16 protein-coding genes are annotated in these 14,009 nt (G+C 70.7%); 8 read left to right on the forward strand and 8 right to left on the reverse strand.

The annotated features are described in order from the left end of the window. Positions 1–39: 39 nt before the first annotated feature. The 3 genes from BJ969_RS24900 to BJ969_RS24910 all read right to left on the reverse strand — a co-directional run bounded on the left by BJ969_RS24900 (position 40) and on the right by BJ969_RS24910 (position 1,501). The gene (locus BJ969_RS24900) at positions 40–234 is read right to left on the reverse strand and encodes a DUF397 domain-containing protein (RefSeq protein WP_184482823.1); all 195 of its coding nucleotides are present in this window, start codon (positions 232–234) and stop codon (positions 40–42) included. Between the two features lie 221 nt (positions 235–455). Continuing rightward, positions 456–653, reverse strand: coding sequence for a DUF397 domain-containing protein (locus BJ969_RS24905; RefSeq protein ID WP_184482826.1), 198 nt, complete (start codon positions 651–653; stop codon positions 456–458). Further along, positions 650–1,501, reverse strand: coding sequence for a helix-turn-helix domain-containing protein (locus BJ969_RS24910; protein ID WP_184482828.1), 852 nt, complete (start codon positions 1,499–1,501; stop codon positions 650–652). Before BJ969_RS24910 ends, BJ969_RS24905 begins: the two co-directional genes overlap by 4 nt. 107 nt (positions 1,502–1,608) lie before the next feature. Between BJ969_RS24910 and BJ969_RS24915 the strand changes: the two genes are divergently transcribed. Together BJ969_RS24915 and BJ969_RS24920 are read left to right on the forward strand one after the other, a co-directional pair. Further along, positions 1,609–1,809 carry a hypothetical protein gene (locus BJ969_RS24915; RefSeq protein WP_184482832.1) on the forward strand — a complete coding sequence of 67 codons (201 nt, stop codon included), beginning with the start codon at positions 1,609–1,611 and terminating at the stop codon, positions 1,807–1,809. Then, positions 1,802–2,026: a hypothetical protein gene (locus tag BJ969_RS24920; protein ID WP_184482835.1), complete on the forward strand. Its 225-nt coding sequence runs from the start codon at positions 1,802–1,804 to the stop codon at positions 2,024–2,026. The genes BJ969_RS24915 and BJ969_RS24920 overlap by 8 nt, the downstream gene beginning before the upstream one ends. 272 nt (positions 2,027–2,298) lie before the next feature. Here BJ969_RS24920 and BJ969_RS24925 read toward each other — a convergent pair whose 3' ends face one another. Genes BJ969_RS24925 through BJ969_RS24945 form a run of 5 tightly spaced genes read right to left on the reverse strand, consistent with a single transcriptional unit; the run spans position 2,299 to position 6,495 of the window. Then, a complete protein-coding gene (locus tag BJ969_RS24925; RefSeq protein ID WP_184482838.1) occupies positions 2,299–3,084 on the reverse strand; it encodes an ATP-binding cassette domain-containing protein in 786 nt (261 codons plus the stop codon). Between the two features lie 51 nt (positions 3,085–3,135). Further along, a complete protein-coding gene (locus BJ969_RS24930) occupies positions 3,136–3,993 on the reverse strand; it encodes an ATP-binding cassette domain-containing protein (protein WP_184482841.1) in 858 nt (285 codons plus the stop codon). Continuing rightward, entirely contained in the window at positions 3,990–4,769 is a 780-nt protein-coding gene (locus BJ969_RS24935) for an energy-coupling factor transporter transmembrane component T family protein (protein ID WP_184482844.1), read from the reverse strand. Before BJ969_RS24935 ends, BJ969_RS24930 begins: the two co-directional genes overlap by 4 nt. After that, positions 4,766–5,581 carry a hypothetical protein gene (locus BJ969_RS24940; RefSeq protein ID WP_184482847.1) on the reverse strand — a complete coding sequence of 272 codons (816 nt, stop codon included), beginning with the start codon at positions 5,579–5,581 and terminating at the stop codon, positions 4,766–4,768. Before BJ969_RS24940 ends, BJ969_RS24935 begins: the two co-directional genes overlap by 4 nt. Further along, positions 5,578–6,495, reverse strand: a complete 918-nt coding sequence (locus tag BJ969_RS24945; RefSeq protein WP_184482850.1) for a phytanoyl-CoA dioxygenase family protein — start codon at positions 6,493–6,495, stop codon at positions 5,578–5,580. Before BJ969_RS24945 ends, BJ969_RS24940 begins: the two co-directional genes overlap by 4 nt. 728 nt (positions 6,496–7,223) lie before the next feature. On the opposite strand from BJ969_RS24945, the gene BJ969_RS24950 reads away from it, so the two are divergent. From BJ969_RS24950 to BJ969_RS24975, 6 genes are all read left to right on the forward strand, one after another. Further along, positions 7,224–8,216 (forward strand): thymidylate synthase, encoded by a 993-nt coding sequence (locus tag BJ969_RS24950; protein ID WP_221315934.1) that lies wholly within the window; start codon positions 7,224–7,226, stop codon positions 8,214–8,216. A 34-nt stretch (positions 8,217–8,250) separates the two neighbouring features. Then, positions 8,251–10,104: a radical SAM protein gene (locus BJ969_RS30920; protein WP_184482857.1), complete on the forward strand. Its 1,854-nt coding sequence runs from the start codon at positions 8,251–8,253 to the stop codon at positions 10,102–10,104. 225 nt (positions 10,105–10,329) lie between these two features. Further along, positions 10,330–11,022 carry a class I SAM-dependent methyltransferase gene (locus BJ969_RS24960; RefSeq protein WP_184482859.1) on the forward strand — a complete coding sequence of 231 codons (693 nt, stop codon included), beginning with the start codon at positions 10,330–10,332 and terminating at the stop codon, positions 11,020–11,022. After that, a complete protein-coding gene (locus tag BJ969_RS24965; RefSeq protein ID WP_184482861.1) occupies positions 11,019–11,570 on the forward strand; it encodes a P-loop NTPase family protein in 552 nt (183 codons plus the stop codon). The genes BJ969_RS24960 and BJ969_RS24965 overlap by 4 nt, the downstream gene beginning before the upstream one ends. Further along, positions 11,560–13,548, forward strand: a complete 1,989-nt coding sequence (locus tag BJ969_RS24970) for a GNAT family N-acetyltransferase (protein ID WP_184482864.1) — start codon at positions 11,560–11,562, stop codon at positions 13,546–13,548. Before BJ969_RS24965 ends, BJ969_RS24970 begins: the two co-directional genes overlap by 11 nt. A gap of 126 nt (positions 13,549–13,674) precedes the next feature. Further along, positions 13,675–14,001 carry a DUF418 domain-containing protein gene (locus BJ969_RS24975; protein ID WP_184482867.1) on the forward strand — a complete coding sequence of 109 codons (327 nt, stop codon included), beginning with the start codon at positions 13,675–13,677 and terminating at the stop codon, positions 13,999–14,001. The last annotated feature ends 8 nt before the right edge of the window (positions 14,002–14,009 follow it).

Genomic DNA, 14,009 nt, shown 5'->3' on the forward strand with positions numbered 1-14,009 from the left:
ATCACCGACCGAAACGACGGCGAGCTTCGCCGAGTGAGGTCAGCGCGAGTAGCGGCCGGCCTTGACGGCGGTGAGGAACTCGTTCCAGCGGACGTGGTCGGTGGTGAAGTGCCCGGCGGCGCGGTCCTTGGTGTCCCGCACGCCGATCACGGCCGGGGTGACCGCCACCTCGACGCAGTAACCCCCGGAGTTCGACCGGGACGACTTGCGCCACTTCGCGTCGTGAAGATCCACTGTTGGCCCCTTCTCGTGTCCGCGGTGGTTTTTGTAGGCATAGCGCTCGGTTTGCAGCGGCTCCGGGTCAGGTCAAGTTCAAAGCACGCCACCTCCGAAGCGAACGACTTGATGCCAAGTCTCCGGAAGCGCAGGGAATCCGGGCGATGCGGCGCGTCCCGGCGGACCCGGCTGCGCCGAACGTCCGCCGTGAGGACGCGACACTCGGCGAGCCGGGCGAATCAGCGCAAGAAGCGGCCGGTCTTGACAGCTAACAGGAACTCGTTCCAGCGATCACCGTCGACCGCCACATACCCGGCGGCGCGATCCTTGGTGTCCCGGACGGCGGCGCCGGGGCCGAGCCTGCCGACTTCGACGCAGTTGGTCTGCTGGCCTGATCTGCTCGACTTCCGCCATCCAGTCGGCGTTCGTGAAGTCACCGAGCCTCCTTCAGATTGTCGATTCGCTCAGCGATGAATTCGATCGACTGCTCGGTCGACATCGCTATGTTCGTCAAGTCTTGAACCGCGTTCAAGTACTCGTTGGCTATACCTGAGTTCGTCAACGACGCGGACGACCGGTAGTGCTCCATGTGCACGATCGGATTGGCTTTGGCGAACTCGTAGACGGTGAAAGAACCCATATGAGCGGGGTGCCAGCGCGTGGCTCCACTGCGCACCACCCGAACATCCACGTTGGGGCGCTCGGACATGTGGATCACATGTTCCAGCTGCTCCACCATGACCTCACGACCACCGATCAGCTCCCACAACGCGGATTCGGCCAGAATCGCGGTGAACCGAGGCGCATTTTTCTTCGCCAGGATCTCCCGGCGACCCACCCGCATGAGCACCAAGGTCTCCACCTCGTTGAGCGGGAGACCGTGCATGATCGCTCGGGCATAGTCAGCCGTCTGGAGCAAGCCGGGTATGACGCCGGTAGCGATGTCGCTGATGTTCGTAGCGGTGCGCTCGAACTCCACCAGCATGGTGAGTTCTTTCCGGGAACCACTCTTGGTGGTCGAAAGCCAATCTTCCTGGTCGGCGTCGCGCGCCATCTCGACCAATCGATCGCGTTCGGCCGCTGACACCCCGAGAGCAGTCAAGTACGTGGCCACGAGCTCTGGCTTCGGGACGATCTCTCCGGTCTCGTAGCGCTGAAGCTTGACGTGGTTGGTTTCGAGATCTCGCGCGAGCGCTCGCATGCTTCTGCCTGTGGCCTCACGCGCTTCGCGCAATTCGGCGCCCAGCGCTCGCGCTTTGGGGGCTCCGCCCGTGGTACGCCGCATGTACCAAGTCTAAAGGTAGACGATCTCACCCAGAGTCACCTGATCGAATCATTGCGTTACTGGTACGCGTAACACATGATGTTTCAGTAACACACCGGAGGTGGGCGATGGATGTTCTGATCTGGGCCGCGTCGTGCGGGCCGGTGGATTCGCGGTGGCACGTGGTGCGGCGGTCCGACGGCGGCGCGTTGCCCGCGCCGTGCGGGGCGTTCGTGTACGGGCCGGTGCACCTGCGGCGCGGCGCCTGCCCGGACGGCACGTTCGATCGGGACGCCTGCCGGGAATGCGTGGCGGTGAGCGATGCCTGACCGGCACTTCTGGCGTCCCGGCGGGGATGCGGTGCGGCACGCGTTCCGGGGGCGCCGCTGGTGCGGCCAGGTGAGCGAGACCTCGGTGTGCGGCACCGGCGTTCGGCTCACCGCCGATCCGTCCGAAGAGGACTGGGTGATCGCCCCTACCTGCACCGACTGCAACGCGGTGCTGCGCGCCGAACTCCCGGGGCCGGAGCCGGGCCTGTTCGGTTGAGGCCCTCGCAGAATGAACTCAGGTCGTAGTCCTGTCAGCGGCGGAGCCGCTGAGCAGCGACCAGCCAGAGCAAGCCGCTGAGGTTCCGCTGAGCGACCAGCTACGCAGGTCACTCCGATATGACTCCTGAACTCCCGGGCCGAGCGGACCCCTCCTCCCCGATTCGCTCGCAGCCCGGGTGGCCTCCCGCCCGTCGCGGCGCCGGAAACCCCGACCCGGCCCGCGCTCCGGGAGGCCGAGCGGGGGCGCACCTCGTCCTGGTGCGCCCCCGCTCACTCCAGCATCGTCACGAATTCGTCCACTGTGGTCGGTCGGGAGTCCCAGCCGAGTTCGCCCGCGAGGCGGAACAACTGCGGTAAGCGGTGCGGGGCGGTGTCGGTGAAGACCTCGGCGGGAGCGCCGTCGGCGACCAGCTCGCCGTCGGTGAGCAGCAGGACCCGGTCGAAGTTCTCCACGCAGAAGTCCATGTCGTGCGTGGTGGCGATGACCGTCCGGCCCCGCTCGGCGAGGTCCGCGAGCACCGCGCTGAGCACGTCGAGCGCGAACGCGTCCTGGCCGGTGGTGGGCTCGTCCAGCACCACCACCGGAGTGTCCATCGCCAGCACCGACGCGATGGCCACCAGCTTCCGCTGCGCGGGCGCCAAGTGGTACGGGTGCGCGTCCGCGAGCTCGGTCAGCCCGGTCGCCGCCAGCGCCGCCGCGACCTGCGCGTCCGCCTCGGCCGCCGAGCGCCCCAGGTTGCGCGGCCCGAAGCGGACCTCGGCCGCCACCGTGCGCGCGTGCAACTGGTCCGCGGGGTTCTGGAACACGAAGCCGACCTGCGCCGCGAGCGTCGAGATCGGGTACTCGGCGGTGTCCCGGTCACCGACCAGCACCCGGCCCGAGGTGGGGCGCGCGAGGCCGTTGAAGTGCTGCACCAGCGTCGTCTTGCCCGCCCCGTTGGGGCCGATGACCGCGACCCGCTCCCCCTGGCGCACGGTCGTGGAGATCCCGCGCAACGCGGTCACGTGCTCGTCGTACTGGTGGGTCAGGGACTCGACCCGGATGTCTGCCCGCACGGCGGGGCCTCCTCGACACGTCGTTTTCCCCGGTGCCGCCGGGGTTCCGGGTCAGCGGGGGTGGATCGGCTCGGGTGCGGCGAAACCCGCGGCGGCTTCGTCGAACAAGACCGGCAGCGGCCGGTCCGCGGGCCACCGGCCGCGTTCGGCGGCCTGCCGCGCCGCTCGGGTGTACCGGGTGGGCGAGACGCCGAAGCCGGGCAGCCGCTCGTCGGTGAACACCTCGTGCGGAGTGCCGTCGAGGGCGATCGCGCCGTCGGCGAGCACGACGATCCGGTCGGCCAGCTCGACGAGCCCCGCCACCTTGTGCTCGACCAGCACCACGGTGATCCCGCCCGCGCGCAGTGCCGCCAGGGCGCCGAACACGAGCGCGGTGCTGGCCGGGTCGAGCTGCGAGGTCGGCTCGTCGAGCACCACCACCTTCGGCCGCATGACCAGCACCGCACCGATCGCCACCAGCTGCTGCTGGCCGCCGGAGAGGCTGAACGGCGACCGGTCCGCCAAGTGCGCGATGCCCAGTTCGGCGAGCACGGCGTCGATCCGCTCGACCATCTCCGCCCGCGGCACGCCGAGGTTCTCCAGGCCGAACGCGAGCTCCTCGCGGACGGTGAACTTGGCGCCGGACATCTGGTTGAACGGGTCCTGCACGACCAGGCCCACATCGGTGACCGCCTCGGCGAGCGCAGTGGTGGCCATCGAGCGGCCCGCCACCCGCACCGCTCCGGTGAGGGTCCCGCCGGTGACGTGCGGGACCATGCCCGCGATCGCCGCCGCGAAGGTGGACTTGCCCGCCCCACCCGCGCCCACGACCCCGCACACCTGGCCCTGCGGCACCGACAGCGCGATGCCGCGCAGCGCCGGCTCGGCGGTCTCCGGGTAGGTGAAGCCGACGTTCTCGAACTCGATCACCGGGCGACTCCGACGACGTTGGCGACGACGGCGGCCACCGCGACCGCCGCCATGAGCAGTCGCGCCACCCGCTGCGCCGGGGAATCGGCGAGGGCGAGCAGCGCGGTGCGGCGGTGCGGGGCGCCGAACGCGCGCGCCTCCATCGCCACCGCGCGGGCCTCCAGGTCGGCCAGCGAACCCAGCAGCAGCGGGCCGATCAGCGGCAGCAGCGTCCGCACCCGGCGGCGCAGGCCGGTGGTGTCGAGGCCGCGCGCCTGCTGGGCGCGCAGCACGTTGCGGGCGCGGGCGCGGAACGCGGGCACGATCTGCAGCGTCGCCGACACCACGTAGCTGGTCTTCGGCGACAGGCCGCGTTCGACCATCGCGCTCATCAGCGCCCCCGGATGCGTGGTGAGCAGCAGGAACAGGAACGCTCCGAGCATCGCCACCAGCCGCAGCGAGGTGAGCGCCGCGAAGGACAGCCCCTCGGCGGTGACCGCCACCGGCCCCCACGCGGCCAGCACCGTGGTGCCCTCGGGGAAGAACAGCCCTTGCAGCAGGAACACCGAGATCACCAGCGGCGCCGCGAACAGCGGCAGCAACCGGGCGTAGGTGCGGCCCACCCCGGCGACCACGACCGCGGGCACCAGCACGAGCAGCACCAGCAGCAGCGGCGCCCAGAACACCGGGATCGCGAACGCCGTGGTGGTCACGGCCAGCGCGAGCGCCAGCTTCGTCACCGGGTTGAGCCGGTGCACGGGCGAACCGCCGTCCTGGAAGAACATCACCGCGCTCATGCGCCCACCTCCGCGGCGGCGCGCCGGTCGCGGCCGAAGACGCCGTGCTCCCGCGCGAACGGGAACCGCTGGCGCAGCCGGGCGGGCAGCGCCGACAGGACCGCGTAGGCCAGCAGGCAGACCACGACCTTGTCCAGCGGGTCGGCGATGAGCCCGTTGATGGTGGCGGCCTCCAGCATGCTGTTGCCGTAGGCCTGCAACGTCCCGATGACCACCGACTGCCCCAGCTGACCGCTCGCGTTGCCGAAGACGAACGCGGTGGTCGGCGCGGACACCATGCCGGCGACCACGCCGATCAGCGCACCGGCCACGACCACCGCGGGCGCTCGCCGGAACAGGCCGAACCGGGCGAACAGGCCCACCAGCGCGCCGACGGAGGCGGCGGTGACCGCGTAGGGCAGCGAACCGGGGTTGATCGTCATGCCGACGGTGATGCTCGACAGCGCCCCGCACGCCGCGCCCGCCGCGGGCCCGGCGAGCGCGCCGACGAGCACCGTGCCGATGGAGTCCAGGTGCACCGGCAGGCCGCTGATCCGCACCACCTGGCCGATCACGATGTTGAGGGTGATGGCCACCGGGAACAGCGTCACCGTGGAGGTGGAGAGCCGGGCCATGGCGCCGCTGACGATCAGCAGCGACCCCGCCAGGTAGCCGACGAGGGCGAGCAGCGCCGCCGAGCCGCCGACCCCGTGCGGGGACGTCGGCCGGGTCGCGATCAGGGACGCGTAGGTGAGCACGACCACGGCGGTGCCGAGGGCGGTGCGCGCCCCCGGCGACAACCGGATCGGCGGCGCGAAGCGGAGTGCGGTCATGCGCTCGGGCGGCCTTCCTGCCAGAGCACCGGGCAGTACTCGGGATCGGAGTAGTCGGGCACGCCGTCGGCGGTGCGGCGCACCAGCTCGTCGTGCTTGTAGGTGGTCTGCCTGCTGTCGGTGGCGAGCCGGTGGTCGCGGTAGGCGTTCGAGCCGTCCTGCATGTGCATGGAGATGGCCCGGCGCGGCCGGTCGCTCACGTTGGGGCCGCTGCCGTGGTAGAGGCGGCAGTGGTGGAAGGTCATGTGCCCCTTGGGAATCGTCATCGGCACCTTGACCACGTCGGCGTCGTTGCGCCGGGACGCTTCGGCGAGCAGGTGCTCGCGCTGCTGGTCGCCTTCGACGGCGGCGTGGCCCTTGCGGCTGTCCCAGCCGCGGAACTCCGACCACCGGTGGCTGCCGTCGACCATGGTGATGGTGCCGAGCGACTCGTCGCAGTGGTGGAACGGGATGAACGCGGTGATCAGGTCTTCGGAGCTGCAGGACGCCCAGTAGTACTTGTCGAAGTGCCAGGGCACGATGTTCGACTTCTCGCCGGGCTGCGGCGGCTTGTAGAGCAGGGTCGCCTGGAACATCCGGATCAGGTCGACCTGCGCGAGCCGCGCCGCGGTCGCCGCGATCTCGGGTTTGCGCAGGATCGCGGCGATGGCGTCGCTCTCGTAGTGCACGTAGTCGTTGTTGCGCTGCACGTCCCCGTCGGCGGCGGTCCAGTAGGACAGCTTCGCCGGGTGGTGCGGCAGCGTTCGGTCGCGTTCCCCGGCGTAGTAGCGCTCGCTCGCGTCGACGAGGGTGTCGACCTCGTCGTCGGTGAGCAGCTTCGGGGACAGGTACCAGCCGTGTTCGGCGTAGAACCGGACGTCGTCGGCGGAGGGCAGCAGCGCCGGGTCCGGGTCGAGCGAGGTGGTGTCGGGCACGGTTCTCCTCTCAGGGGTCGCGCGGGGCGGGTGTCCCGCGCCTGCGCGCGCTCGGCGGCAGCGGGGGCGCCGCACCGGTGCGGCGGGCCGGGCGGGGCGATCTCGTCGCCGCCGAACCCGGATCGGCTCAGCGGGCGGCGGGCCGCCCGGCGCGGAATGGGTCGCCGGGAAGATTCCCCTGATCTGCGAAGATGATCACGAGCGAGGAAACTAGCACGGCCCAAATATGCGCCGCAAGCACGCTAGACACCCCATAATTGCCAAGGCAACAACATTTACACGGGATCACCCACATGGATCAACAGTGCTGATATCGACGCCATCACGCGATCCCGCGAAAACCAGGACGAATTGACCGGCAAGACCAGAACGAGGTCTTTCCACACTGTTCCCGACTACACCTCCACCCCGCCCGGACGCATCATCATCGCCCGTTTTGCCCGGTAGACATGGTCTTTGACGTGGAAAGCAAGTACACGAACGGCCGAACAACCCTAGTAATATCACCAAAGTTCTGGTGCTGGAATCGAGACCAGAAGGGTTCATAACGACAGTTCGACCACATCAGATCGTGCACGTCAGCACCGATCCCCTCCTCATCGCGGCGAAATGGTGAAATCACCATTCCGGCCGCTATGCCCACGCCCTCGACCGGTGGTATTCACCGCCGGTCCGATGAGCGCGGGCGCACTCGCGGAGGGCACAACCACAGCACCGAGCGGAGCACCGTGTCTGAATTCGATTCCTTCGCCGACGCCTACACCACCGGACTTCGCGAGATCCTGGAGGGCGGTTCCGCCGTGCCCTCGGTGCGCGACCCGCACTCCAAGGCATCGGACTTCGGCCAGAAGGACCGCCCCTACCAGGAACTGATCGCCCACTCCTTCCGCGTGCGCGACCCCCGCAGCTCGCTCGCGATCAGCCCGGCGCTGCCGGTGAACCTGCCCTACTGCTTCGGCCTGCTCGCCTGGTCGCTGGACGGGCGCAACGACGTCGACACCCCCGCGCACTACCGGCGGGGCGCGCACGAGTACTCCGACGACCAGCACACCCTCAGCGGCGCCTTCGGCCACCGCCTGATCACGTCCTCGGGGAACCAGATCGGAGCGGTCGTCGAGCGCATCCGGCAGGACCCCGCGCACCGGCGCACCTTCGCCCTGGTGCTCGAACCCGAGGACAACTTCCGCCAGTCCCGCGAATACCCGTGCGCGGTGGGCGTGCAGATGTTCCTGCGCGACGACCGGCTGAGCTGGATCACCGTGATGCGCGCGCAGCAGGCCCTCACGGTGCTGCCCTACGACGGCTTCCTGTTCATGCTGATGCACCAGTGGGCGGCGGCGCTGCTCGGCGTGGAACCCGGCCCCTACATCCACCAGTCCGGCACGTTCCACTTCTACGACAACGAGATCGAGCTGGCCCGTTCCGTCGCCGACGGCCCGATCACCGCCGGATCGCTGCCCGCGCTGCCCGATACCCCGGAGCAGGCCCAGGCCGCTGTTCGCGAGCTCGTCGACACCGAGCGCGGCGTCCGCGAGGCCGTGGCGGCGGGCGACACCGCGGCGCTGGACCGGTTCGCCGCCACCAAGGCCGAATCCGACTTCGCCGACGTGGCCCGCGCGTGCCTGACCACCTTCGCCTACCGCAAGCTCGGCGACTCCACCACGACGGTGGACTCCCCGGCCGCCGCGGCCGAGGTGCGCGACCTGATCACCGCGCTGTGACCGCCCCGGTCCGAAGCACCGAGGGGAGTCCGAAGTGGACGTAGTCGTGCGCGACCCGCTGCTGCCCGAACCGGTCCCGGCCGATCCCGCAGGCCGGCTCGGCGACCGGCTTCGCCTGCGCCGCAACGCATTCACCGCCGCCGAAGGCGACCAGGAGGCGGCGCTGCGCTTCCCGGTGCTGGCCGCGCTGGTCCCGGTGGCCACCAACCGGGGCGGCGAAGTCGCCTACCCCGGCGACCCGATGTGCCTGTACTCCGCCCTGATCAGCACCGTCGAACGGTCCGCGCACCGGCGCGCGACCGGGCTGCCCGAGCAGCCCGACGTCGACGACGTGTACCCGGACTGGGGCCACTACCCGGACGTGCACTACCGGCGCAGCCAGTCCGGGCCGCGCACCGGGCTGGCCGCCGAGAACCCGACCACCGACGGCAAGGTGTTCGACCCGCGCATCTGGGACGCGGCCGCGCGCAGCGCGTTCCTCGCCCAGCTGCGCGCGCTGCGGCCGAAGGTGCTGCTGCTCAGCGCGGTCTCCGCCGGCCACCGGTACGCGCTGGAGATGGCCGCGGACGCCAAGCGGGAAGTCCCCGAGTGCTTGGTGGTGCTCGGCGGCAGGCACGCCGACGAGACCATCCGGGAGGAACGCGGCTCCGGCCTCGTGCAGCTGTCCTGGAGCAGCACCGTCGAGGTGCAGCGCGACGGGCGCAGCGACCGGGTGGTGGACTTCGTCGTCGCAGGCGACGGAGCTCCGCTGCTCGACCTGCTGCTGCAAGCGGTCGGGCTCGTCTCCGAACCCGGCTTCGCCGGGACCGACGTCGACGCGGTGATGGACGCGCTGGCACCGCTGGCCGCCACCCGCGCGGACCTCGCCGGAGTCGGCAACATCGTCGGCTTCGGCACCCGCGACGTGCTGGTGCAACCGGTGCGCGGCCGGGCGCTGAGCCGGTCGGAACTGCCCTCGCCGTACGAGGCGTTCTCCATCCGAGCCCGGTTCGGGGTCTTCGAACAGGCCGGTTCGTCCCCGCACGGCAGCCGGACCGCGCACATGATGACCTTGGACGCCTGCCCGTTCAAGTGCACCTTCTGCTCGGAGAGCAGCGCGATGAAGCGGCTGCCCACCCGGTTCGCCATCACCGAATCGCAGGAGGTCGCCCGCCGGGTGCGCACCCTCGCCGACTGGGGCGCGGAGGCGCTGTTCTTCGACGACCCCGTGTTCTGGGGCGGCAACTGGACGGCGATCAACGAGTTCTGCCGGGACCTGCTCGCGCTGGCGGAATCCCACCGCCCGCTGCGGGAACTGGAGTGGGGCGCGCAGCTGACCGTGGACGTCGTGCTCAACAAGGCCAAGCGCGACGAAGTGGCCGCCGGGCTCGACCTGATGCGCGAAGCCGGATGCACCTACATCTACATCGGCATCGAGTCGATGTCCGAGCAGGTCATGCGGCACGTGAAGAAGAACCTGCTGCGCCGCAACCCCGAACCGTGGGTGGGCAAGGTCCGCGCGGCGCTGGAGACGATCCGCGACCACGGCATCCGCGTCGGCAGCTCCGTGCTGTTCGGCCTCGACGGGGAGGACCGCGACACCATCGCCGAGACGATCGAGCAGATCGGCCTGCTCATCGACGACGACCTGCTGATCATGGCCAGTCCCAACATCCTCACCTACCACCCCGGCACCGGCGTGGCCCAAGAGCACGGGCAGGACAAGCTCGACTACCACTCCCGCCGGGAGAACACCCCGCCGTACACCTTCTTCGAGGAGGCCTACCCGGAGGTGGTCTCGAAGCTGCTCACCGAGGACGACATCTGGTACATCCACGAAACCGCCGAACGCCGCTGGGGAAACGTCCGCAACAGCGCCATCGACGAGAGCGGCGTTTCCGTCGGGTGATCTGCGTAGCGGGTCCGGTAGCGGAACCTCAGCGGCCTTCTCGCTGCGGGATCGATTTCTGATGTATGCCATACACGGCGAAATCGCTGTCCTCGCGAGAAGGCCGCTGAGAACCCGCCGGTGGTCACCTTGCTCAAGCCGGTCACTGCTCAGCGGCTCCGCCGCTGACAAGACACAGACCAAGAACACGCTGCAAGAACGACTGATGTTCGAGAGGGATGCGCGATGCTGGAACAGACTCTGAATCCGCCGCTGGAAGTGGATCGCGGCAGCTACTGGGCGCCGTACTTCACCTACTTCCCCGCCATGTCCCGCTATCTGCCGACCGGCGTGTACGCCCAGCAGGTGCGGCCCAGGGCGTGCGTGCTCGGTGCTTCGGACGGGAAGTTCGCGCTGCCGCTGCTGCGCGCGGGCTGGGAGGTCGTCGGGGTGGAGACCGACGAGCTGTTCCTCGACGGCGGGGAGCTCGACCTGGTCGACGGCCGCCACGAGGTGGTGGGGCTGCGCAAGCGGCTCGCCGACGAGGGCCTGGAGGACCGCTGCACCATCGTCGAGCAGGACTACATGACGCTGCCCGCCGACGGCGAGTTCCAGTTCGTCATGGGCAGCGGGCTGTGGTCGATGCCACCGAACCGCCACCACACCCTGCAGGCGCTGTTCGACCACGCCATGGGCATGGTCGCGCCGGGCGGGATCTTCTTCGCGGACTGGCTGATCGGGCTCAACCCGGAGGAACGCGCCTGCGGCTACTACCCCGGCTTGGAGGAGATGGGGCGCATCGTCGCCCGCGACGGCTGGGAGGTCTTCGAGAACACCGACCTCGGCATCTACGGCGAGAGCCACCTCGGGTTCGAGCAGTGGCACTACCACCGCTACGCCGCGATCGTCGCGCACCGCTTCCACGCGGCGGCCGGATGACACCGGCACCACCGCGCCGGGTGTGGGTGCTCGGCGGTTCGGCCAGCGGCAAGACGACGTTCGCCACCGAGTTCGCGGCCGTCGCCGGCGCCCGGCACGTGGAGCTGGACCGGCTGCACTGGCAGCGGGACTGGACGCCGCGGCCCGCGGCGGAACTGCGCGCGGAACTCGGCACGGCGCTGCGCGAACCGACCTGGGTGGTCGACGGGCAGTACGCCGTGGCGGTGGACGACTTCGCCGCCACGGCGGACTGCGTGGTGTGGCTCGACCCGCCGCTGCGCGTGTCCTGGCCGCGGCTGCTGCGCCGCACGATCCGCCGATACGTGCGGCGGGAGGAGCTGTGGGCGTCGGGCAACCGGGAGACGTTGCGCAGCGTCGTCGGCCCGCGCTCGATCCTGTGGTTCGCGCTGCGGCTGCGGCGGCGGATCGAGGAGGCCAACCAGCGGCTGTTCGACGAGCTCGACGGCACCGGCCCGGTGCTGGTGCGCAGCCGCACCTCCGACCCCGCCGCGCTGGCCAGGCGGATCGGCCGCGGCGATGTCGGCTGAGCGGATCGTCGAGGCGGTCGCCACCGACCTCGACGGCACCCTGCTGCGCTCGGACGGCACCCTGTCCGAGCGCTCCGCGCGCGCCCTGCGCGCCGTCGCGGCGGAACTGCACCTGGTGTACGCCACGGCTCGTCCGCTGTGGAGCGCGCGGGAGGTGCTGCGGGACGCGGCACCGGGCGACCTGATCTGCTCCAACGGCGCCGTGGTCGCCGACACCGGATCCGGGCGGATCGTGCGCACCGTCGCGATGCCCGCCGAGCTCACCGCCGCCGCCGTCGCCGAGCTGACCCGCCGGTGCCCCGAAGCGGTGTGGGCGCTGGACCGGGTCGAGGACCGGGTGCTCTCCCCCGGCTGGCCGGACGTCCTGGCCAGCGCGTCGGCGCGGGTGCACCGGGCGGAGGCCGTGCCCGCCGGGTTCGGCGTGCTGTGCCTCATGGTCGTCGGCTGCCCGCCCGAGATCGGCCGCGAGGTCGCCGTCGAACTCGGCCTCGGCTGCACCTCCTCGACCTCGGGCCTGCTGGAGTTCTCCGCTCCCGGCGCGGACAAGCGCACCGCGCTGCGGTGGGTGCTGGCCCGGCGCGCAACGACACCGGACGCCGCGATCTGCTTCGGCGACGCCCCCAACGACCTGGGCATGTTCGAGGTCGCGGGCACCGCCGTCGCCGTCGCCGGGGCCTCGCCCGAAGTGCGGCGCCGCGCCGACGCGGTGGTCGGGGGCAACGACGAGGACGGCGTCGCGGCCCATCTGGAAGAGTTGATGATCACACACCGCCGCACCCCAGAAGGACGACCGATGAAGCTCACCGCCTACGACCGCGCCGCCGAAGTTCCGGGGCAGGTGTGGGATTCCCTCCGCGAGCGGGCCACCACCTATTCGGCGTCGGGCTGGCTGGGCGTGCGCGAGGAGGAGCTGCCGGAGACCGCGGCGGCCCGCCACCTGATCGCCGCCGACGACGAGGGCGCGGCAGCCGGGCTGGAGACCTACGCCTTCACCGAACCCCCGCACCGCCTCTACGCCCCGACCTTCCTACTCGACGGCATCGTCGACGACGAGCGCGCGCAGGCCTACGAGCGGCGGCCGTACGTGATCGGCGCGGGCTGGTCGGAGTTCCGCGGCCAGCTGCCGGTGCGCCCGGGACTCCCGGCCGCCGACCGCGCCGCCGCCGTGGAGGCCCTCACCGCCGACACCCTCACGTGGGCCGTCGACCGGGACGCCGACCTGCTCGGCTACCTGTTCCTGCCGCTGGACCAGGCGCTGGAGGTGGCCCGCGCGCACGCCGACGCCGAGCCGGTCGTGGTGCTGCAGGACGTGGAGAACGTGCTGCGCACCGACTGGTCCTTCGACGACTACCTGGCTTACCTGCCGCGCAACCGCCGCACCCGGGTCCGGCGCGAGCTGCGCGAGTTCGCCGAGAGCGGGCGCACCATCCGCGAGGTGGAGCTGGCCGAGGTCGTCGACGTGATCGCCCCGCTGAACAACGCGCTCATGCAGAAGTACGGCCACACCTGGTACAGCCTGGAGCGCGCGCTCGACGTCTACCACCGGCAGGCCCGGCACCTCTCCGCCGACAGCTCGGTGCTGCTGGTCGAGGACGAGGGCAGGCCCGCCGCGTTCGCCCTGCGCTACCGCCGCGACGACGGGATCTACTCGCGGGTGGTCGGCTTCGACTACGACCTGCCGAACCGGGCGGACTACTTCAAGGTCCTGATGTACGAGGCGGTGCGCACCGGTGCCGAGCGCGGCATCGCGGAGATCGGCCTGGGGCTGGGCACCTACGAGGCCAAGCTCGGCCGCGGCGCGCAGCCGGTGCCGCTCTACAGCGTGTTCGCCGGTGTCCGCGAACCGCTGCCCGCCGCGCCGGACGCGGTGGCCGCGCACAACCGCCGCAAGGTCGACGAGTTCGCCGAGCAGTTCGGGCGCTTCGTCGTGGGCGGCGCGGACTTCGAGGCGTGGCTCCCGGAGAACCACCGGGCCTGACGCCCGCTCGGCCGGCGGTGCGCGCCCGTCCGAACGGGCGCGCACCCGGCCTCGCGTGACTGTCCACTCAGGACGAATGCGGTCTCGCCGCCGCGGCCCGGTGCTGCCCGAAAGCAGTGGCTCGGGATGGCCGCGAAGCCGATCACCCGCCCGCCTCGAATCCTCGACTCGGCACGTGACCGGGATGAGCCGCCCGACGCGCACCACCAGCAGCGTCGCGGTGACGTAGTTGGTCGACGCCGTCGACCGCGCTCGGCATCTCCAGCACGCGGCCTGGAGGGCTCCAGCGCCTGGGCGACGATGCCGGTGTTCGCCGCCGGGATCATCGTCGTCCAGGTGGTGTCGAGCAGGCTCTGGCTCGCCCGCTTCCGCTACGGCCCGCTGGAACGGGCTTGGCGCTGCATCACCTGGTGGGACCTGCAACCGATCCGCCTGCGAGCGTCCGCGAACTGACGGAGCTC

This window comes from Saccharopolyspora gloriosae, from assembly GCF_014203325.1.
GTDB lineage: Bacteria > Actinomycetota > Actinomycetes > Mycobacteriales > Pseudonocardiaceae > Saccharopolyspora_C > Saccharopolyspora_C gloriosae.